This is a genomic window from Bradyrhizobium sp. 155, assembly GCF_023101105.1.
Lineage (GTDB): Bacteria > Pseudomonadota > Alphaproteobacteria > Rhizobiales > Xanthobacteraceae > Bradyrhizobium > Bradyrhizobium canariense_D.
The window spans coordinates 857,469-877,487 of the sequence record NZ_CP064704.1 but is presented as its reverse complement, the minus strand read 5'-3'; the positions used below and the strand labels follow the sequence as shown (position 1 = coordinate 877,487).

Genomic DNA, 20,019 nt, shown 5'->3' with positions numbered 1-20,019 from the left:
AGCGAAGCAATCCAGACTTTCTCCTCGGATGCAGACTGGATTGCTTCGAAGCTCACGCTCCTCGCAATGACGACGAGAGAGAAACACAACGAATTTAAGCGGCAGGGACTTCGGGTTTAATGGGCAAGATCACGGGTTTTCTCGAAATCGAACGGCATGACCGCAAGTACACCCCGGTCGCCGAGCGCGTGAAGCATTTCCACGAGTTCGTCGTTCCCCTCTCCGAGAAGGAAACGCGCGACCAGGCCGCGCGCTGCATGAATTGCGGCATTCCCTATTGCCACGGCACCGGCTCGGTCTCGCCCGGCACGCCCGGCTGCCCGGTCAACAACCAGATCCCGGACTGGAACGACCTCGTCTATCAGGGCAACTGGGAAGAAGCCTCGCGCAATCTGCACTCGACCAACAATTTCCCGGAGTTCACGGGGCGCATCTGCCCGGCGCCGTGTGAGGCGTCCTGCACGCTCAACATCGACGACAACCCCGTCACCATCAAGACCATCGAATGCGCGATCGTCGATCGCGCCTGGGACAATGGCTGGCTGAAGCCCGAAATCGCCGCCCATAAGACCGGCAAGAAGGTCGCGGTGATCGGCTCCGGTCCGGCCGGCATGGCCTGCGCGCAGCAGCTCGCGCGCGCCGGCCACGACGTGCATCTGTTCGAGAAGTTCGCCAAGGCCGGCGGCCTGCTGCGCTACGGCATCCCCGACTTCAAGATGGAGAAGGGCATCATCGACCGCCGCGTCGCGCAGATGGAAGGCGAAGGCGTCACCTTCCATTACAACAGCCATGTCGGCGCCGACGGCAATGTCGACCCACGCGAGATGCTCAACGAGTACGATGCCGTGGCGCTGACCGGCGGCGCCGAAGCCCCGCGCGACCTCCCGATTCCCGGCCGCGACCTTGCCGGCATCCACTATGCCATGGACTTTCTGCCGCAACAGAACCGCCGCGTGTCGGAGGAACCGTTGAACGGCGTCCAGGAGATTTTGGCCGGTGGCAAGCATGTCGTCGTCATCGGCGGCGGCGACACCGGATCCGATTGCATCGGCACCTCGCTGCGCCAGGGCGCGCTCTCCGTGACCCAGCTCGAGATCATGCCCGCCCCGCCGGAGCACGAGAACAAGGGCCTCACCTGGCCGAACTGGCCGCTGAAGATGCGGACGTCCTCCAGCCAGGCCGAAGGCGCGATCCGCGAATTCGCCGTGCTGACGCAGAAGTTCACCGGCGAGAACGGCAAGGTCAAGAAGCTGCACTGCGTGCGCGTCGACGACAAGTTCAAGCCGATCGCCGGCACCGAGTTCGAACTCGACGCCGACCTCGTCCTGCTCGCGATGGGCTTCGTCCATCCCGTGCACGAGGGCCTGCTCAAGATGCTCTCGGTCGAGCTCGACCCCCGCGGCAACGTCAAGGCCAACACGCTGGACTATCAGACCTCACGCCCCAACGTGTTCACCGCCGGCGACATGCGCCGCGGCCAGTCGCTGGTGGTCTGGGCCATCCGCGAGGGCCGGCTGTGTGCCCGGTCGATCGATACGTTCCTGATGGGGAAGACGGATCTGCCGCGGTAGTTGCTTGGCTCGCTGTCAGATTTACAAACGGTGTCATCGCCCGCGAAAGCGGGCGATCCAGTATTCCGAAACAGTTGTGATTTACCGAGAAGCCGCGGCGTACTGGATGCCCCGCCTTCGCGGGGCATGACGGCGGAGTAGATGGCGAGAGCGACGGGGCCTTAGCCCAAGACGTGCGGAAAGTGCTGTGCGTCCCACTCGTCAAGCCGGAACAGCACCTTACCGTATTCGAGAAGCTTGTCGTTCGGCCGATAGGGACGCGCCGAAACTTCGACGTCCGAGGCTACTTCACTGGGCATCAGGTGAAAGTGGTCGTTGGTCTCGCTCAGGGCGAGCAGTTCCTTGACGAGAAGGTCTCGGCCTTCGGGATTGAGCCATAGCTCGAATACTCCAGCCGAGTTGATGTCCAAAGTAATCCGAGCCGCCACGGGGCCTCCCCTCTAATTCTGCAACCTCACCCCGACCATCACCACCGTCGCCTGCGAGCTTGACCCCGGCTGGTTCGAATCCAGGATGTCGTGGCGGAGCGTGCCCTTGATCCAGATGTTGCGGTTGAGCTTGTAGATCAGATTGCTTTCGAACGAGTAGGTCTTGTCGTTACGATTCTGGCCCTGATAGTCGTAGGTGCCGTAGGTGAATTTGCCCACTGCCGTAAGCCAGCGGCGGAAATCGTGATCGACTTCGACCCCGTAGGTGTGCACCAGCACGCCGGAGGAGCCGGGGACGGTGGTCTCGGCGATCTGGGTGTCGGTGGCGAATTTCACCGTGGTGAGGCCGCTTGCACTCCAGATCAGCGAGCCCGAGGTCAGGAAGCCCGCGAGCTGGCTCAGGCGCGGGTCGACATAGTTGCGCGCGGAATAGCCGACCGAGACCTCGCCGATGAGGATCCGCGAGAACTCGAAGGACGTGCCGACCTTGGCGTAGCCGCCGTTCGAATCGCGGAAATAGCCGTTGCGGTCGGCGGCCAGGTCATGGACGCGGGTGTCGCCCTGGATCTCGACGAATGGCTTCAGCCCCGGCTTGAGATCGTAGGAGAAGCGTCCGACGCCGCCATACTGGTTGAAGTCGCGATCGTCGTTGCTGAAGGTCGAGCCGTCGGTCAGTTTTGAGTTGGTGTAGGCGGTGCGATCGACAGTGGCGCCGGCCGCGATCTGGAAGCGGTTGAAGCTCTGGTCGAAGCCGACGGTCGTGCCATAGGCGGCATAAACAGGATATTTTTGCAGGCCGGCCTGCACGTTCGGGCTGCCGGGATTGTCGGTGGCGAGCCGCAGGCGCAGCTGCGTGGTCAGCTTGAGATCGCGATTGACGTCGAGGCGGCCGTCGACATGGCCGTTGAAGTCGGGGCGGTCGACCTCGACCGGCGAAGGCGAGGCAAAGCCGTCGATCGTCGCCGGCATGTTGTTGGTGTAGCCCGAGAACGAGCCGCGCAGATCCGCGACCAGCGCGTGGCGCTCCCAATCGGACGCCACGAGGAGATCGGGTGCAACCACATAGGCCGGCGAGCCGACCGGCTTGTTCAGACGCGCCGGATTGGTGTCGTAACCGGTGGAGAGCTCGAGCCCGCCCTTGATCAGGAAACTGCCGGCATAGTCGCCGACCGCGCCGAACGCATCGTCATCGGCCTTGAGGCGGCGGCGTAGCGGCTGGCCGGGCACGGTGCCCGCCATCGCCGCCGGCACGGGCGCCTTGTTGGCGGAGGCGGACGGGGGCGGCGCGATCTTCGGCGAACCGAGCGTGGATGGCGGCGGCGTAGTGGTCGGCGCCCGCGAGCCGGGACCAGCAGGGCGCTTCGGCTTGGGCTGACCCGGATAGAACTTCGGCTGCTGCCGCTTGCGGTTCAGCGAGTCGTAGCCGGAGCTGCTCGCACCGTTGGCGGCCGGCAGGCCATAGGTCGGGACCTGGCTGGTCGCGTTTTGGTTCGTCGGGTTCTGCCATGGGCGCGCCGGCGTCTGCTGGCGCTTGCGAAAGTCGGAGTTGGGATCGGGCAGCGCCGGCAGCGCATCCGACGGTGCCTGCGGAACGCCCGCGGTGCGGCGCGTCGGCAGCGTGTCGGGCGAAGCGAAGCCACCGCGGTTGGGACTGAACAGGTCGGGGGTGAGGCTCTGGGCGGCCACGGGGGCGCTTCCGAGGACCGTCAGCGCAAAGCACGGCAAAGCCGCGCGCAGGAAATGCGCGCGTTTGCTCCGGCTCGTGCCTGGAGACGACCCCACGATGGAAGAACTCCAACGAAATCAAACACTTTCGCGATTGTCCCCACCGATCGGCGGGAACTATCGTTAATGGAGTTAAAACAATTATGGTTAACGACCGGTTGAGGGTCGGGTCGGGCTCGTCGCCTCGAAGGCCGCGGCGTGTTAAGCAGGCGCCAACGGGCGAAGGCCCCTCCTCCTGGACCAGAACATGCCGAGTTCGAAACCGCTGATGACCCAATCATCCGGCCCCATTCCCGACAGCGTCGAATCCGCACTCCGCACGCTGGAAACGGAGAGCGGCGGTATCAACGCGCTCGCCGCCGCCCTGCGCGGCCCGCTTGGCGCGAGCTTCGCCCAGGCGGTCGATCTGATCCGCAACGCGAAGGGCCGCGTCATCGTCACCGGGCTCGGCAAGTCGGGCCATATGGGCCGCAAGATCGCGGCAACGTTGGCCTCGACCGGCACGCCCGCCTTCTTCGTGCACACCGCCGAAGCCGCCCATGGCGACCTCGGCATGATTACCACCGACGACGTCATCATGGCGCTGTCCTGGTCCGGCGAGCAGCCGGAGATGAAGACTCTCGTGAACTATTCCGCAAGATTCGCAATCCCGATGATCGCGGTGACGTCGAACGCGGCATCCTCGCTGGGACAAGCGGCCGACGTCGTGATCGAGCTGCCGAAGGCGCGCGAGGCCTGCCCGCACAATCTGGCGCCGACCACCTCGACCCTGATGCAGGCCGCGATAGGCGATGCGCTTGCGATCGCGCTGCTCGAAGGCCGCGGCTTCACCGCGCTGGAGTTCGCGCATTTCCACCCCGGCGGCAAGTTAGGGGCGATGCTGAAATTCGTCCGCGACTACATGCGCACCGGTGCGGAAATCCCGGTCAAGCCGCTCGGCACCAAGATGTCGGACGCGGTGATGGAGATGTCCGCCAAGGGTTTGGGGTGCGTCTGCATCGTCAACGAGGCGAACGAGGCTCTCGGCATCATCACCGACGGCGATCTGCGCCGCCACATGCGGCCCGACCTGCTGACGGCGTCGGTCGACGACGTCATGACCAGGCGGCCGAAAACCGTACCGCCCTCGATGCTGGCCACCGAGATGATCGAGGTGCTCAACACCCGCAAGATCACGACGCTGGTCGTGACCGAGGCGGACAAGGTGGTGGGCATCGTGCACCTGCACGATCTGCTGCGGGCAGGCGTGGCGTAGGGAGCCACTCACCGTCATTGCGAGCGCAGCGAAACATCCAGAGTGCCACCGCGGAAAGACACTGGATTGCTTCGCTACGCTCGCAACGACGGCGGCTAGAGCGGCGCAGGAAATCTTGCCGCCGTCTCCTCCAGCGGCAACCGCAGTCCGTTCGCCAGATACGAGACCGTGCGGTAGAAGCCGCACAGCAGCATGATCTCCAGGATCTGCGCCTCGTCGTAATGCGCCGACAGCGCAGCGAACTCAGCGTCGTCAAACGTCGCGCTGTGATGCAGCGCGTCGACGGCGGCGATCAGCGTCTGCTCGGCCGGGGACCAGCACGACGACGCCGCATCACCCTGCACGGTGGCGCGCACTTCCTCCTCGGTGAGTTTCGCCGGCCCGGCAAAGACCGCGACATGCACGCCCCATTCATATTCGCATTTGTTCAGCGCGCAGGTGCGGTCGATCACGATCTCGCGCTGGCGCAGCGACAGCGGTCCGGGATCGAGCAAGCCGCCGGCGCGAAACTTGTCCCAGGCGCGGGTGTGGCCCGCCATGACCCGGAACAGCAGCAGTGGCGGCGCGCCGCGCATGATGCGGTCGAACTGGGCCTGGATCTCCGGGGGATAAGGCGGGGTGAGCGGGGCAATGCGCGCTGTGACCGGGGACATTGGCCGCCTCTCTTGCTACATTTAACGTAGCATGAAGCTACACTATTTGTAGCACCGCGCAAGGGGGCGACGATGGCGAAACAGACCACTTCGAGATCGCGCGGCGTCCGTTGCCCGCGCAGCGGGCGGCCGATCATGGTGCTGCTCGACCTCCTCGGACGACGCTGGAGCCTGCGAATCCTGTGGGAGCTGCGCGACGCCCCCCTCACCTCGCGCGCATTGCGCACCGCCTGCGACGAGGCCTCGCCGACGGTGCTGCAGGCGCGGCTGGACGATTTGCGCGAGGCCGGGTTCGTGGAGCTCGGCGAAGCCGGCGGTTACGCGCTGACGGCGCTCGGGCGGGACTTGTGCGAGACGTTCATGCCGCTGCATAGGTTTGCGGAGCGGTGGCGCAGCAAGAGCGGCGCGTAAGTCTGGCGATGCCGTCCCGACTAGCTCGTCATTGCGAGCGAAGCGAAGCAATCCAGAATCTTTCCACCGGCAGCAGTCTGGATTGCTTCGCTGCGCTCGCAATGACGGTGGACTAAGCCGCCGCCACCGTCAGATTCGCGCCGTCCACTTGCACCACCTTCACACGCGTGCCCGCCGGCGTATCGGGACCTGCGACGCGCCAGACGGTGTCGCCGATGCGCATGGTGCCGTTGCCGTCGACGATCGGCTTCTCCAGCGTGAACTCGCGGCCGAGCAGCGCATCCGCGCGCTTGTTGAGGAAGGGGCTGGCGGCAATTGCATCCGGCTTCGGCCGGGCGAGCCGACGCCAAACCGGCACGGCGGCGGCGGCGAAGATCGCGAACATCACGAGCTGGATCTGCCAGGATATCGCCACTCCGAACGAGATCAGCCCGACCAGCAGCGCGGCGAGCCCGAGCCAGAACAGGAAGACTCCCGGCGCCAGCACCTCCAGCGCCATCAGGATGAAGCCGAAGATCAGCCAGTTCCAGGTGCCGAGCGATACGAACATGTCGGTCATGACACGACCTCTTTGAAATGGCGCATGCCCTTGTCGGAAAACCGGTGTCCACTTTTCCGGGGCATGCGCTTTACCCCTGCCGCGGCGGCACCGCCGGGGGCGTGCTCCCAGTCGTCGGCACCGAACCGCGACGAGCGGCGGCAGCGGCGGATGCAGCACTCTCGCCGAACGTCGCCTTGGCGATCTCGCCGATGCCGGCGAGCGAGCCGAGCATGCTGGTGGCCTCGATCGGCAGCATGATGATCTTCTGGTTCGGCGAGTCCGCAAACTGCCCGAACGCCTTGATATATTTGTCGGCGATAAAGTAGTTCAGCGCCGCGACGTCGCCCTTGGCAATGGCTTCACTGACCATCTGCGTCGCCTTGGCCTCAGCTTCCGCCGACCGCTCGCGTGCTTCGGCGTCGCGGAAGGCGGCCTCGCGGCGACCTTCCGCCTGGAGGATCTGGCCCTGCTTGGCACCCTCTGCGCGCAGGATCTCGGACTGGCGTGCACCTTCGGCCTGAAGGATGTCGGCGCGTTTGACGCGCTCGGCCTTCATCTGTCGGCCCATGGCTTCGACGAGGTCCGCCGGCGGCACAATGTCCTTGATCTCGATACGATTGACCTTGAGGCCCCAGGGCGAGACGGCGGCATCGACTACACGCAGCAGGCGCTCGTTGATTTCGTCGCGGTGCGACAACACCTGGTCGAGATCCATCGAGCCCATCACCGAACGGATGTTGGTCATGGTCAGCACGGTGACGGCTTGGGTCAGGTTAGAGACCTCGTAGCTCGCCTTGGCGGCATCGAACACCTGAAAGAAGGCGACGCCGTCGACCGTCACGGTGGCGTTGTCCTTGGTGATCACCTCCTGCTCGGGAATGTCGATCACCTGCTCCATCATGTTGATCTTGCGTCCGACGCGATCGAAATAGGGCACGATCAGATTGAGCCCGGGGCTCAGCGTCTGGGTGTATTTGCCGAACCGCTCGATGGTCCAGTCATAGCCCTGCGGCACCGTCTTCACGCCGGCCACCAGCGTGACGATGACGAGCAAGACCAGAACAATCGCGAAAATGTCGAAACCGCTCATATTTCCTCCAAGGCGGAAAAGATTGGCGGGAAAAGGCCTTTTCCGCGCTGTCATTGGTCGGGATCACGACCCCAAGGGTTCAGTAAAGTATTCAGTAAAGAGTTCAGAAGGATTCAAGGCTCAGCGGTCGTGCCTGATTTCGGCATCGGTAGGATTCTACACAAGACACCGGGAGAGGGAATGGTCGCGATTATGTATTTGCGAGGCGCTCTTGAAAGCGTGCTGGCGCACACCTAGCGACGACGTTAACGAATCCGGCGGTCGCAGCCAAATCCTACTCGATGACCTCGTTCGCGGTTGCGAGCAGGCTTGGCGGAAGCGTGACGCCGATCGCCTTGGCCGTCTTCAAGTTGATCGCCAGCTCGAACGTGGTCGGATTCTGGACCGGCAAGTCGGCCGCTCGCGCACCCTTCAGGATGCGATCGATATAGGTGGCGGCGCGGCGGAGCTGCTCGGCGCTGTCGGTGCTGTAGGACATCAAGCCACCCTCGTCGACGAAGGTCCGGCTCCAGAACACCGCCGGCACGCGCGCTTCATTGATGGCTGCCAGGAGAAGCGCACGGTTGGACATGGTGAAGAAATCCGGCAGCACCAGCAGGCCGCCGTCTTTCCGCAAGGCCAGGGCGGCGATCGAGGCCGTGTCATGGACCGGCGCGGGCACCACCGTCACATCGAGCGCGCGGCCGGCGTCTTCGATCGTCCGCAGCATCAGCGGCGCGAACGGCGCGGTGGCGGGATTGTAGACGACGGAAACGCGTGACGGCTTTGGCACGACCTGCGTAAGCATCTCCAGCCATTTGCCGGCCAGCGGGCCGTCGTAATCGGTGAAGCCGGTGATATTGCCGCCGGGATGGGCGAGATTCTGGACAAAGCCCTGGCTGACAGGATCGGTGACGACGGCGAAAACGATCGGGATCGTCGTCGTGCGCTGGCGCAGCTCCTCCACTGAGGGCGTGCCGACCGCAAGCAGGATGTCGGGCTTGAGCGCCACGAGTTCGTCGGCGAGTTGCGCGATCCGCGCGCGGTCGCCGCCGCCGTTGCGCCAATCGATCTCAAGGCTGCCGTCCTCCTTCCAGCCATGGCCGGCAAGCGCCTCGACCAGGACCGCGCTACGCGTCTGCCCGATCGCATCGTCCGCCGCAGTGACCGAGAGCACGCCGAGCCGGCGCGTCGCATTCGCTTGCGCCAGCACCGAGGCCGGCAGCATCGTGGTCACCCCAAGAAGCGCCAGAACCTCGCGGCGGTTCATGGGGCGCTCCTCGGATCCAGGCTCACTATATCCAGCCCTGGAGCTCGCGCAGCACCAGCGTTCGGATCACATCCATGCCGGGGTCGCTGTCGTTGAGGCAGGGGATCGCGGAAAACTGCTCCCCGCCATTGTGCTTGAAGATCTCGGCATTCTCCTGCGCGATCTCCTCCAGCGTCTCCAGGCAGTCGGCGGAAAAACCCGGCGTGATCACCGCGATACGGCGCACGCCCTCTTTCGCCAGACGCTCCATGGTCTTGTCAGTGTAGGGCTGCAGCCACTCGTCGAATCCGAAGCGCGACTGGAAGGTCAGCAGCAGCTTTGTCTCGTCCATGCCGAGCCGGCGCCGCAGCGCCTCGGTGGTCGCCACACATTGGTCCTGATAGGGGTCGCCCTTGTCGACATAGGCCTTCGGCATGCCGTGGAAGGAGGCGACGATCAGCTCTGGCTTGAACGACAGGCTCACCAGATGCGTCTCGATCGAGGTGGCGAGCGCCTCGATATAGGCTTCGTCCTCGTAGTAAGACGGCGTCACCCGCAGCGTCGGCTGCGCGCGCAGCCGCGCAAGCACGCGAAACACCTCATCGCAGACGGTGGCCGACGTCGCGGCGGAATATTGCGGATAGAGGGGGACGGCAAGAATGCGATCGCAGCCCTTCGCAATCAGCGCATCGACGCCCGACTTGATCGAGGGATTGCCGTAGCGCATAGCCCATTCCACCGTGACCTGGTCGCGGTCCGACAGCATGGCTCCGAGCTTGTCGCTCTGCGAGCGCGTGATGGTCTTGAGCGGCGACTCGTTCTTCTCGGTGTTCCAGATCTTGAGATAATCGCGCGCCTTGGCGCGGGGGCGGGTGCGCAGGATGATGCCGTTCAGCACCAGCTTCCAGATCAAGCCCTGATCCTCGATGACGCGGGCGTCCGAGAGGAACTCCTTCAGATAGACCCGCACGCCGCGCGCGTCGGCGGTATCGGGCGTGCCGAGATTGACCAGGAGTACGCCGACGCGCGGCTGGCCGGACTGAGGCAGCGGCTTCGTGGTCTTGAGAGGGGCTAGGGTTGTCATGCTCGTTGGGTCGCGCGTTGCCCCGAGCTTGTCAAGATCAGGCCGGTTTCGCTAGGGTCGCACCGAGGCGGGGGAGGAAAGATGACACTCGCGGAATGGTGCGTCTCCGGAGCGTTGCTGCTCTATTTGGTGACGATCGTCTCGGTCAAATGGATCAGGTTTCGCGGGTTCGACAATTCACGCCCGCGCGATCCCGCCTTCTACGAAGAGGCCATCGCGCAGCGCGCGCTCGGCGCCCACCAGAATGGTATCGAGACCTTTCCGTTCTTCGCCTTCGCGGTGCTGCTGGCCGAATTCCGGGACTCGCCGCAGCGGATGATCGACGAGCTCGCGGTGCTGTTCCTGATCGTACGGATCGCCTATGTGCTGACCTATCTCGGGAACCGCCCGACGCTGCGCTCCATCCTCTGGAGCATCGGCTTTGCGATCAATCTCGGGATCTTCTTCATGCCGGCGTTGAAGCAGTTCTTGCCGGTGTGACTCTCCCTTTGTGGGAGAAGGTGGCGCGAAGCGCCGGATGAGGGGTTCTATCGGCGAACGCAGCTGCAAGAGGATCGCTCGCGGAGACAACCCCTCACCCGTCTCGCCGCTACGCGGCGAGCCACCCTCGCCCACAAGGGGAGAGGGAAAAACTCAGAAACACGTCGTCCGTTCGGCCGCGATGTAACCCAACAACAGGCCTGCACCGAACAGCAGCACGAGGCCGGCGGCGGCGAATTCGATGCCGCGCATGAACAGCGCGCCGTTGCCGTCGCGTCCGGCGCTCAGGCGGGCGGCGATGTCCTTGGCGGAGACGGCGACCACGGCAATGACCGCGACGGTGATCGCGGTGCCGAGCCCCATCAGCAGAGTTGCGGCGATGCCGGCCCAGAACAGGCCTTGGGCCAACGCGAACACCAGCACCAGGATCGCGCCCGAACAGGGACGGATGCCGACGGTCAGGATCGCGGTAAAGCCGCGTCCCCAGCCTCCGAGGCCGGCGAGCTCGCTCGGCATGGGGCCGTGGGAATGGCCGCAATGCTCGTCATGGACGTGGTGATGCGCGTGGTGATGATGGGCGTGCGCATGATCGTGACGATGATGATCATGCGCATCATGATGGTGGTGACCGTGATCATGATGGTCATGCGGCACGCCCGCGATCGCCGACACCGGCTGAACCGCCTGCAGCGCACGGATGAAGGTGCGGCCCTTGACCCAGACCAGGCGCAGGCCGAAAAGCGCGATCAGGGCGTAGCTTGCGATCTCGATCGCGCCTTCCGCCTTGCACATGGTCCTGGCGGTCGCATTCAGCACCCAGGCCGAGATACCGACGATCAGGATCGCCACCAGCGACTGCATCAACGCGGATGCAAACGACAGCACGATGCCGCGCCTGACAGTCTCGCGATTGGCGACGAGATAGGAGGCGATCACCGCCTTGCCGTGGCCGGGCCCTGCGGCGTGGAAGATGCCGTAGGCAAAGGAGATGACGAGCAGCGTCCACACCGCCGAGCCGTCGGACTTGGCGGCGCGAATGGTCGCCGACATCTGGCGATAAAATTCCGATTGTTTTGCCAAGAGCCAGCCGATGAGGCCACTGGCCTCAGGCTCAGCCGCCCGCGCGGGTCTTGGTGCGCCAAACGGGTTCTGCGCGACGAGTTCGTGGAGGGCCGCGTCGGCCACGCCCGCAACCAGCAGAACGGCGGCACAGGTGAGCAGCCCACGTGCGAGCGGGGAGAGTTTCGACTTCAAGGGCAATCCACCGTGATCTTGTTGGCGAACATCATGCCGAAATTGGAGTTCTCGCCGTTCATGAAGGTCTGCTCGTTGAGCTTCTGCGCACTCGCGGTGCCGTCGCTCGGCCGCTCAAGTTTCATCTGGCAGCCGGCGGGCGCGCCGACCAGCTTGATCGGGTTGTCCTTGGCCATCTGGAAGTCAATGAAGAAGGAGCGGTCGAACACTTCGAGCATCAATTGCTTGGACCTGACCGGATTCTTCAGCGGCAGCGTGAAGTGCAGGGTCAGGACCGTATCCTTGTAGTCGAGGAAGTAGTCGACCGGCTCCTGGAATCGCTCCTTCTTGCCGTCGGCTCGCGCGAAGGTGAAGTAGGCATATTCCTTCAGCGACTCGACATTGGTCTGCGCCAGCGGTCCGAGCTCCTCGCGGGTATAGACGCCCTTGGTCTTGCTCTCGAGCCCCTGCACGGCATAGGCCGAGAACATGTCGTCAAACGTCCAGGCGTGGCGCACGCCGGTGATGGTGCCGTCCGCGGCATAGAGCAACTCGCTGGTCGCGGTGATCCAGACATGCGGGTGCGCCTGCGCCGCCCCGGCCACAAAGGTGAGGCCAGCGGCGAGCAGCAGCCCGAGCAGGGCGCGCACGCCCATCAGGCCGCCTTCGGGGCGTCAAGCAGACCTCGGCGACGCAGCAGCGCATCGGGCTCCGGCGGGCGGCCGCGGAAGGCCTCATAGGCGGCTTCCGGATCGACCGATCCGCCGCTCGAGTAGATGTCGTCGTGCAGGCGTTTTGCGACGGCGGGATCGAAGATGTCGCCGGCTTCCTCGAATGCGCCGAAGGCGTCGGCGTCCATCACCTCCGACCACATGTAGCTGTAATAGCCGGCGGCATAATGATCGCCGGTGAAGATGTGACCGAATTGCGTCGGACGGTGACGCAGCGAGATCTCCTCGGGCATGCCGATCTTCTCCAGCTCGCGTCTCTCGAAGGCGCGGACGTCCTGCGCGGCGGAGGCCGGCTGGGTGTGGAATTCGAGATCGATCAGCGCCGAGGAGACGAACTCGACCGTGGCGAAACCCTGGTTGAATTTTCGCGCGGCCAGGAACCGTTGCAGCAGATCGTCCGGCAGCGGCTCGCCGGTCTGGTAGTGGCGGGCAAACTTTTGCAGCACCTCGGGCCGCTCCTGCCAATGCTCGTACAGCTGGGAGGGCAATTCGACGAAGTCGGTGAACACGGAGGTGCCCGACAGCGACGGATAGGTCACGTTGGAGAGCATGCCGTGCAGGCCATGGCCGAACTCGTGGAACAGGGTGCGGGCATCGTCGGGCGACAGCAGCGAGGGTTCCCCGTCCGCGCCCTTGGAGAAGTTGCAGATGTTGAGGATCAGCGGCGCGACCTCGCCGTCGAGCTTCTGCTGGTCGCGCAGCGAGGTCATCCAGGCGCCGGAGCGCTTCGACGGCCGGGCGAAGTAATCGCCATAGAACAGCGCCTTGTGCTTGCCGTCCCGCCCCTTCATCTCCCAGACCCGGACGTCCGGATGCCAGACCGGCACGTTCTTGCGCTCCTCGAAAGTGACGCCGAACAGGCGCGTGGCACAGTCGAAGGCGGCGGCGATCATGTGATCGAGCGCGAGATACGGCTTGATCGCGGCGTCGTCGAAATTGGCGCGCTGAAGGCGCAGCTTTTCGGCATAGAAGCGCCAGTCCCAGGGGGCGAGCTTGAAATTGCCGCCCTCCTCCGTGATCAGCGCCTGCATGTCGTCGCGGTCGGCGAGCGCCCGCGCCCGGGCCGGCTTCCAGACCCGCTCCAGAAGGCCGCGCACCGCTTCCGGCGTCTTGGCCATGGAATCCTCGAGCCGGTAGGCCGCGAAGGTCGGATAACCCAGGAGATTGGCGCTCTCCTCGCGCAGCTTCAGGACCTCGACGATGGTCGCGTTGTTGTCGTTGGCATTGCCGTTGTCGCCCCGCGCGGTGAAGGCCTTGTAGACCTTCTCGCGCAGGTCACGCCGGGCCGAGCTCTTCAGGAACTGTTCGACCGAGGAGCGCGACAGGGTGACGATGGCCTTGCCGGCCATGCCGCGTTCTTCCGCCGCAGCCTTGGCGCTGGCGACAAAACTCTCCGGCAGGCCCTGGCGGTCGGCTTCGCCGAGCTCCATGAACCATTCCTGCTCGTCGCCGAGCAGATGATGACTGAAGCTGGTGCCGAGCTGGGCGAGTCTCTCGTTGATCTCCGCCATCCGCGTCTTGGCCTCTTCGGAGAGGCCGGCGCCGGAGCGGTGGAAGCGGGTGTAGGTGCGCTCGAGCAGGCGGAGCTGTTCCGGTGTCAGACCGAGATTGGCGCGGTTCTCGTGTAGCTGGGCAATGCGGCCAAACAGCACGGCGTTCATCATGATCGGATTCCAGTGCCGCGCCATCCGCAAGGAAACCTCCTTGTCGATCTCCAGAATGGCCGGGTTGGAATGCGCCGAGACGAGGTCGTAGAAGACCGACGCGACCTTGCTGAGCAGCTTGCCCGAGCGCTCCAGCGCCGTGATGGTGTTGGCGAAGTCGGGCGCGGTCGGGTCGTTGGTGATCGCTGCGATCTCGGCGGAGTGGTCGGCGAAGGCCTGCTCGAAGGCCGGGAGGAAGTGCTCCGGCTTGATTTCGTCGAAGGGCGGGGTCGCAAACGGCGTCACCCACGCCTTCAGCAGCGGGTTGGTCTCGGAGTCCGTAGTTTGGCGGGGTTCTGACATTACAAGTCCCGATTTGTGGCTCGATTGTTGCGGCCAGCTATAGCACGCGATAGGGCTTTTTTGGGCCGTTTGCCCTTGCTCCCGGCTGCCTTTTCGGTGAGATTGCGGCCCTCCAAGCCTAGGACCCCTGAGCTCATGAACGCGACCTCCTCGTCTTCCCGTCGGATCGTCTGGCCGAGCGTCATCACCGTCGTCAGCGCCGCCATCCTGATCGGCGCCGAGGTGTTCGGCGCGGCGTTTGCCGGCGGCTGGGCGCTCGCGATCCTGTTCGGGCTGGGCGAGCAAGGCACGCACATCCTTCAGGCCACGCTGTTTGCGCTCGGCGTGCTCGTGATGACGGCCTTCATCCGCGCCGCTCAACGCGTCGAGCCGTTCACGAAGCGCGGCTGAAGCGCGGACGCTCGCGAGTGACGCGCGCCGCGCAGAAAACTTAACGCGCGTTCATCTTTCGCGTCGCGCGCGCAACACTGCGCAAGCAGATGTTAGGCAATTCTGTTCGCAGCCTAAAAAATCTCTTGCGAAGCAGAGTCAAAACACTTATGTGCGGATTGCCCAATTTCGCACGTGCCTGTGGTCGTGTGTCAGTCGGTAGGTATCCGGACAAGAGGCCGGACAGCCGCCAAGGGGTGAAGAAGCCGAGGGGCTCTTCGGAAGTGTGGAAGTCGGAAGGCTCATCGCCGGAAGACGAAAGCAAACCCGGAGCGTCCAGCATCTCTCTCAAAGAGATGCCTTGTCGAAGGTGACTTTGCTCTTTGCAACCGTGACTGGCAGCCGGAGGCGAACCGGCGCACCCCGCTCTCAACGGGGGACGCGACTTAAAGCAACGACGGATCGGGCTTTTTTGGTCTCTACCGGCAGTCCAACGCCGGCGCGGGCTACTGAAAAGGCTTGTCCTTCATTGCCAGGTGTGCGGGCGGGAACATTCCCAACCAATCCACGGCAGCACAGTCTGATGTGAGTCTTTGGCTCGTCGCGCCTCCATCGCGCGATCTGGCCGGAGCGCTCTTATCCGACGTCATTTTTTGAACGGATCCCCGTCGCTGGGCCGTTTGGGAGAGTGCTATGACCGACCGTATCCAGGAATTCCTGCGCAACCGCCGCAGCGAGGGCCTCGACACCGAGCCGTGCCTCGTCGTCGACCTCGAAGTCGTGCGCGACAATTACCAGACCTTTGCCAAGGCGCTGCCCGACAGCCGCGTGTTCTATGCCGTCAAGGCGAACCCGGCGCCGGAAGTGCTGGCTTTGCTCGCCTCCATGGGCTCCTGCTTCGACACCGCGACGGTCGCCGAGATCGAGATGGCGCTGGCCGCCGGTGCGACGCCCGACCGCATCTCCTTCGGCAACACGATCAAGAAGGAGCGCGACATCGCGCGCGCCTTCGCGCTCGGCATTCGGCTGTTCGCGGTCGATTGCGCCGCCGAAGTCGAGAAGGTCGCCCGTGCCGCGCCCGGCGCAAAGGTGTTCTGCCGCATCCTCTATGACTGCGCCGGCGCCGAATGGCCGCTGTCGCGCAAGTTCGGCTGCGACCCGGAGATGGCCGTCGACGTGCTCGACGTTGCCAAGCGTCTGGGCCTGGAGCCGTGCGGCATCTCCTTCCATGTCGGCTCGCAGCAGCGCAAGGTGAAGGCGTGGGACCGTGCGCTGGCAATGGCCTCGCAGGTGTTCCGCGACTGCGCCGAGCGCGGCATCAACCTGACCATGGTCAACATGGGCGGCGGTTTCCCGACCAAGTACCTGAAGGACGTACCGCCGGTGGTGACCTACGGGCGCTCGATCTTCCGCGCGCTGCGCAAGCACTTCGGCAACCAGATTCCGGAGACCATCATCGAGCCGGGCCGCGGCATGGTGGGCAACGCCGGCATCATCGAGTCCGAAGTCGTGCTCATCTCGAAGAAGAGCGACGAGGACGAGGTGCGCTGGGTCTATCTGGACATCGGCAAGTTCGGCGGTCTCGCCGAGACCATGGACGAGTCGATCCGTTACGCCATCCGCACCCCGCATGACGGCGCGGACATGACGCCGTGCGTGCTCGCGGGCCCGACCTGTGACAGCGCCGACGTGCTGTACGAGAAGAACCCGTATCCGCTTCCGGTGACGCTCGAGATCGGCGACAAGCTGCTGATCGAAGGCACCGGGGCCTATACGTCGACCTACTCGGCGGTGGCTTTCAACGGCATCCCGCCGCTGAAAACCTACCACATCTGATCCGCCTCGCGTCTGAGGCCTGACGAACCCGGGAACCGGCTTGCCGGCTCCCTCCCTGACATTTCGATTTCTGACGACGCCTTGAACCGGCGTGCTTTGCGCACGTCAGTTTCAAGCGGGGACTGACGCGCCATGACTGCTCTTCGGAAGACACAAATTGACCCCACTTCGAAAGCCGCTCCGTTCGCGATCCGTGCGGAGCGTGCTGTCGACGTTGCGATGCGTGAAGCGCTGCTCGATGCGTCCTTTGGCGAGAACCGCCATGGCCGTACCTGTCAGCGCCTGCGTGACGGACGCGCCCCCGCTGCCGGCCTTGCGCTGGCCGCGATGCGCGAGGGGAAGCTCGTGGGAACCGTGCGGCTGTGGCACGTCAGCGCCGGAGGCAGGCCCGCTCTGGTCCTCGGACCGCTGGCGGTGGACCCTGCCTGCCGCGAGCTCGGGATCGGCGCCGCGCTGATGCAACAAGCGCTGGCTGCCGCCCGGGCGCGCGGGCATGCCGCCGTGATCCTGCTCGGCGATGCCCCCTATTACGCCCGCTTCGGCTTCTCGGCCGCCAACACCGGCGAGCTGTCGCTGCCCGGTCCGTTCGAGCGCGACCGCCTGCTGGCGATCGAATTCACGACAGGCGCGCTGGACGGCGCCGCCGGGATGATCGTCCCGACTGGTGCGGCCCTGCCCAAACGGAGGGTAGTTCGCGCCCTCCAGGCGCGCGCGGCTTAAGGGATCGCCATGATGGCGACGACCTAGCCGCGTTAAGCGGCAACGCCCGGCTGTGCCTGCGTTAAGCTCCATTCCTTTGGGGTTGCGCAGGCCGGCAAATTGCGTAAACCCCACGAAATTCCTCTTCAGTCGAGGCCTACGACCATGTCCCGCCGCCTGATTTCCACCGGCTCCCCGTTCGAGAAGACCGCCGGCTACAGCCGCGCCGTGATCGACGGCGAGTTCGCCTTCGTCGCGGGTACCACCGGCTACGACTACACCACCATGACGATGCCGGCCGATGTCACGAGCCAGTCACGCAACTGCTTCAAGACCATCGAAGCTGCCCTGAAGGAGGGCGGCTTCGAGATGGCCGACATTGTCCGCGTCACCTATTACCTCACCGACGCCAAGAACGCAGACGCGCATTTCGCGGTCTGCGGCGAAGTCCTCGGCGAGATCCGCCCGGCCGCCACGCTTCTCGTCGTCTCGGCGCTCTACAAGCCCGAGATGAAAGTCGAGATCGAAGCCACTGCCAAGCGCCGCAGCACCTGAGCCATCCCTCACCATTTGCTCGCCAGCACGTTCCGGAGAAACCATCCTATGAGCCCCGCCTCGCAGATCTACGCGAAGATCACTGGCCCCATCGTCATGGTCGGCTTCGGCTCCATCGGCAAAGGCACGCTGCCGCTGATCGAGCGGCATCTCGATTACGACAAATCGCGCATCACCGTGATCGATCCCAAGGACGAGGGTCGCAAGGCGCATTGCGAGAAGCACAATGTGCGCTTCATCCAGAAGGGTGTGACCAAGGACAATTACCGCGAGTTGCTGACCCCGCTGCTCACCGAAGGCGGCGGCCAGGGCTTTTGCGTCAATCTCTCGGTCGACACCGGCTCCACCGACATCATGGAGCTCTGCAACGAGCTCGGCGCTCTCTATATCGACACCGTCAACGAGCCCTGGCTCGGCTTCTATTTCGATTCGTCGAAGGGCCCGGAGGCGCGCTCCAACTACGCCCTTCGCGAAGCGACGCTGGCCGCCAAGAAGGCGCGCCCCGCGGGGTCGACGACGGCCGTCTCCTGCTGTGGCGCCAATCCCGGCATGGTCTCGTTTTTCGTCAAGCAGGCGTTGCTCAACGTCGCCGCCGATCTGAAGCTCAATGCCCCCAAGCCGAAGACCAAAGCCGAATGGGCGGACTTGATGCGACAGGCCGGTATCAAGGGCATCCATATCGCCGAACGCGACACCCAGCGCTCCAAGAAGCCGAAAGAGCCCGATGTCTTCGTCAACACCTGGTCGGTGGAAGGTTTCCTGTCGGAAGGCGTGCAGCCCTCCGAGCTCGGCTGGGGCACCCACGAAAAATGGATGCCCGAGAATGCGCGGACTCACGAAGCCGGCTGCGGCGCTGCCATCTATCTGATGCAGCCCGGCGCCAACACGCGCGTGCGCACCTGGTGCCCGACCCGCGGCGCGCAATATGGCTTCCTCGTCACCCACAACGAGTCGATCTCGATTGCCGACTATTTCACCGTGCGCGACGCATCGGGCACGGCGGTCTATCGGCCGACCTGCCACTACGCCTATCATCCGGCTGACGATGCCGTGCTGTCGCTGCATGAAATGTTCGGCCGCGCCGCGAAGATGCAGGAAAAGCACCACATCCTCGACGAGAACGAAATCGTCGACGGCATCGACGAACTCGGCGTGCTGCTGTTCGGCCATGACAACAATGCCTACTGGTACGGCTCGCAGCTCTCGATCGAAGAGACCCGCAAGCTCGCGCCCTATCAGAACGCCACCGGTCTGCAAGTGACCTCCGCCGTGCTCGGCGGCATGGTGTGGGCGCTAGAAAACCCGAACGAGGGCATCGTCGAAGCCGACGAGATGGATTTCGATCGTCTGCTGGAAATTCAGCTGCCGTATCTCGGCCCGGTGAAGGGTTTTTATACCGACTGGACGCCGCTGACGGATCGTCCGGGACTGTTCCCGGAGGACATCGACACGAGCGATCCCTGGCAGTTCCGGAATGTTCTGGTGCGGTGAGGCGGCGTCGCGCCACGGCCACTGCTGTCATGCCCCGCGACCCGGCTACGCCAAGGCTTAGCCGAGGTTGAGGTCCAGGCGCGCCGAAGCTTTAGCGTAAGCGGCAGGCGGGGCATCCAGTACGCCGCAGCATCTCCGTATCCACGCACAGCCTCTGGAATACTGGATCGTCCGCCTTCGCGGACGATGACAGCACCCGCGTAGATGCAGAACCTACTTCCTCTCGATCGGCGGCGCGATCTTCTCGGCTGGGGCTGGCGGCAATGCTGGTTTCGCCGCGCCGGCAGCGCCCTGCGTCTGCGGTTCGGGCCGCGCGGGCTCTGGGGCGGGCGTGGTCGGCCGGTCGCCGCCGGGCTTGGCTTCCGCGGGCTTATTCTGATCGTCGGACGGCGTGCCCTGAAGGGGTTGCGTCGCTTGGGCTGTCTGCATCCGGGTCTCGGCGCGGATTTGCGCCAGCGACATGCCTGACACCACGACGCCTGCCGCGAACAGCGAGCAGGCGACCATCAAGTCGAGCTTCAGTCTGCGCTTGTCATATTGGCCGGGCATGTCGATCACCGCCTTTGTCTGCGGGATCAACGAAATTGCCGCTCTGCGGTTCCCGCCCGTGGCGGCCGGAACTCGACGGCTGCG

The 20,019-nt window shown here is 64.5% G+C and carries 20 protein-coding genes; 9 read left to right on the top strand and 11 right to left on the bottom strand.

Annotation, left to right across the window (positions count from 1 at the left end; translation table 11 throughout):
• Positions 1-119 precede the first annotated feature (119 nt).
• Positions 120-1,571 carry a glutamate synthase subunit beta gene (gene gltD, locus IVA93_RS04250; protein WP_018453334.1) on the top strand — a complete coding sequence of 484 codons (1,452 nt, stop codon included), beginning with the start codon at positions 120-122 and terminating at the stop codon, positions 1,569-1,571.
• Positions 1,572-1,732: 161 nt separating this feature from the next.
• Here gltD and IVA93_RS04245 read toward each other — a convergent pair whose 3' ends face one another.
• Both IVA93_RS04245 and IVA93_RS04240 read right to left on the bottom strand, forming a co-directional pair.
• On the bottom strand, positions 1,733-1,999 hold the full coding sequence (locus IVA93_RS04245; RefSeq protein ID WP_018453333.1) for a hypothetical protein: 267 nt from the start codon (positions 1,997-1,999) through the stop codon (positions 1,733-1,735).
• 12 nt (positions 2,000-2,011) lie between these two features.
• Positions 2,012-3,781: an outer membrane beta-barrel protein gene (locus IVA93_RS04240; RefSeq protein WP_247299314.1), complete on the bottom strand. Its 1,770-nt coding sequence runs from the start codon at positions 3,779-3,781 to the stop codon at positions 2,012-2,014.
• Positions 3,782-3,971: 190 nt separating this feature from the next.
• On the opposite strand from IVA93_RS04240, the gene IVA93_RS04235 reads away from it, so the two are divergent.
• Complete coding sequence (locus tag IVA93_RS04235; protein WP_026232512.1) at positions 3,972-4,979, top strand: KpsF/GutQ family sugar-phosphate isomerase; 1,008 nt, start codon at positions 3,972-3,974, stop codon at positions 4,977-4,979.
• A 95-nt stretch (positions 4,980-5,074) separates the two neighbouring features.
• On the opposite strand, the gene IVA93_RS04230 is transcribed toward IVA93_RS04235, so the two are convergent.
• A complete protein-coding gene (locus IVA93_RS04230) occupies positions 5,075-5,632 on the bottom strand; it encodes a carboxymuconolactone decarboxylase family protein (RefSeq protein ID WP_018453330.1) in 558 nt (185 codons plus the stop codon).
• Positions 5,633-5,704: 72 nt separating this feature from the next.
• Here IVA93_RS04230 and IVA93_RS04225 point away from each other — a divergent pair, with 72 nt between their 5' ends.
• Entirely contained in the window at positions 5,705-6,043 is a 339-nt protein-coding gene (locus IVA93_RS04225) for a winged helix-turn-helix transcriptional regulator (RefSeq protein WP_026232511.1), read from the top strand.
• Positions 6,044-6,155: 112 nt separating this feature from the next.
• On the opposite strand, the gene IVA93_RS04220 is transcribed toward IVA93_RS04225, so the two are convergent.
• From IVA93_RS04220 to hemH, 4 genes are all read right to left on the bottom strand, one after another.
• The gene (locus IVA93_RS04220; protein ID WP_007597152.1) at positions 6,156-6,602 is read right to left on the bottom strand and encodes an NfeD family protein; all 447 of its coding nucleotides are present in this window, start codon (positions 6,600-6,602) and stop codon (positions 6,156-6,158) included.
• A 70-nt stretch (positions 6,603-6,672) separates the two neighbouring features.
• Entirely contained in the window at positions 6,673-7,674 is a 1,002-nt protein-coding gene (locus tag IVA93_RS04215) for an SPFH domain-containing protein (RefSeq protein WP_007615156.1), read from the bottom strand.
• A gap of 274 nt (positions 7,675-7,948) precedes the next feature.
• Positions 7,949-8,923, bottom strand: a complete 975-nt coding sequence (locus IVA93_RS04210; protein WP_018453328.1) for an ABC transporter substrate-binding protein — start codon at positions 8,921-8,923, stop codon at positions 7,949-7,951.
• A 25-nt stretch (positions 8,924-8,948) separates the two neighbouring features.
• The gene (hemH, locus tag IVA93_RS04205; RefSeq protein ID WP_018453327.1) at positions 8,949-9,986 is read right to left on the bottom strand and encodes a ferrochelatase; all 1,038 of its coding nucleotides are present in this window, start codon (positions 9,984-9,986) and stop codon (positions 8,949-8,951) included.
• A gap of 81 nt (positions 9,987-10,067) precedes the next feature.
• Here hemH and IVA93_RS04200 point away from each other — a divergent pair, with 81 nt between their 5' ends.
• Positions 10,068-10,466: an MAPEG family protein gene (locus IVA93_RS04200; RefSeq protein WP_018453326.1), complete on the top strand. Its 399-nt coding sequence runs from the start codon at positions 10,068-10,070 to the stop codon at positions 10,464-10,466.
• 153 nt (positions 10,467-10,619) lie between these two features.
• Here IVA93_RS04200 and IVA93_RS04195 read toward each other — a convergent pair whose 3' ends face one another.
• Genes IVA93_RS04195 through IVA93_RS04185 form a run of 3 tightly spaced genes read right to left on the bottom strand, consistent with a single transcriptional unit; the run spans position 10,620 to position 14,436 of the window.
• Entirely contained in the window at positions 10,620-11,720 is a 1,101-nt protein-coding gene (locus tag IVA93_RS04195; RefSeq protein WP_018453325.1) for a nickel/cobalt transporter, read from the bottom strand.
• Positions 11,717-12,355, bottom strand: coding sequence for a DUF1007 family protein (locus IVA93_RS04190; RefSeq protein WP_247299312.1), 639 nt, complete (start codon positions 12,353-12,355; stop codon positions 11,717-11,719). The genes IVA93_RS04195 and IVA93_RS04190 overlap by 4 nt, the downstream gene beginning before the upstream one ends.
• Complete coding sequence (locus IVA93_RS04185) at positions 12,355-14,436, bottom strand: M3 family metallopeptidase (RefSeq protein WP_018453323.1); 2,082 nt, start codon at positions 14,434-14,436, stop codon at positions 12,355-12,357. Before IVA93_RS04185 ends, IVA93_RS04190 begins: the two co-directional genes overlap by 1 nt.
• Before the next feature lie 135 nt (positions 14,437-14,571).
• On the opposite strand from IVA93_RS04185, the gene IVA93_RS04180 reads away from it, so the two are divergent.
• The 5 genes from IVA93_RS04180 (at position 14,572) to IVA93_RS04160 (ending at position 19,386) form a co-directional block, all read left to right on the top strand.
• Positions 14,572-14,826 (top strand): hypothetical protein, encoded by a 255-nt coding sequence (locus tag IVA93_RS04180; protein WP_018453322.1) that lies wholly within the window; start codon positions 14,572-14,574, stop codon positions 14,824-14,826.
• 672 nt (positions 14,827-15,498) lie between these two features.
• Positions 15,499-16,641 carry a type III PLP-dependent enzyme gene (locus IVA93_RS04175; protein ID WP_018453321.1) on the top strand — a complete coding sequence of 381 codons (1,143 nt, stop codon included), beginning with the start codon at positions 15,499-15,501 and terminating at the stop codon, positions 16,639-16,641.
• Positions 16,642-16,773: 132 nt separating this feature from the next.
• Entirely contained in the window at positions 16,774-17,361 is a 588-nt protein-coding gene (locus tag IVA93_RS04170; RefSeq protein WP_026232510.1) for a GNAT family N-acetyltransferase, read from the top strand.
• Between the two features lie 144 nt (positions 17,362-17,505).
• Positions 17,506-17,895 (top strand): RidA family protein, encoded by a 390-nt coding sequence (locus IVA93_RS04165; protein WP_018453319.1) that lies wholly within the window; start codon positions 17,506-17,508, stop codon positions 17,893-17,895.
• Between the two features lie 48 nt (positions 17,896-17,943).
• Positions 17,944-19,386: a homospermidine synthase gene (locus IVA93_RS04160; protein WP_018453318.1), complete on the top strand. Its 1,443-nt coding sequence runs from the start codon at positions 17,944-17,946 to the stop codon at positions 19,384-19,386.
• A gap of 213 nt (positions 19,387-19,599) precedes the next feature.
• On the opposite strand, the gene IVA93_RS04155 is transcribed toward IVA93_RS04160, so the two are convergent.
• The gene (locus tag IVA93_RS04155) at positions 19,600-19,935 is read right to left on the bottom strand and encodes a hypothetical protein (protein ID WP_026232509.1); all 336 of its coding nucleotides are present in this window, start codon (positions 19,933-19,935) and stop codon (positions 19,600-19,602) included.
• Positions 19,936-20,019 lie beyond the last annotated feature (84 nt).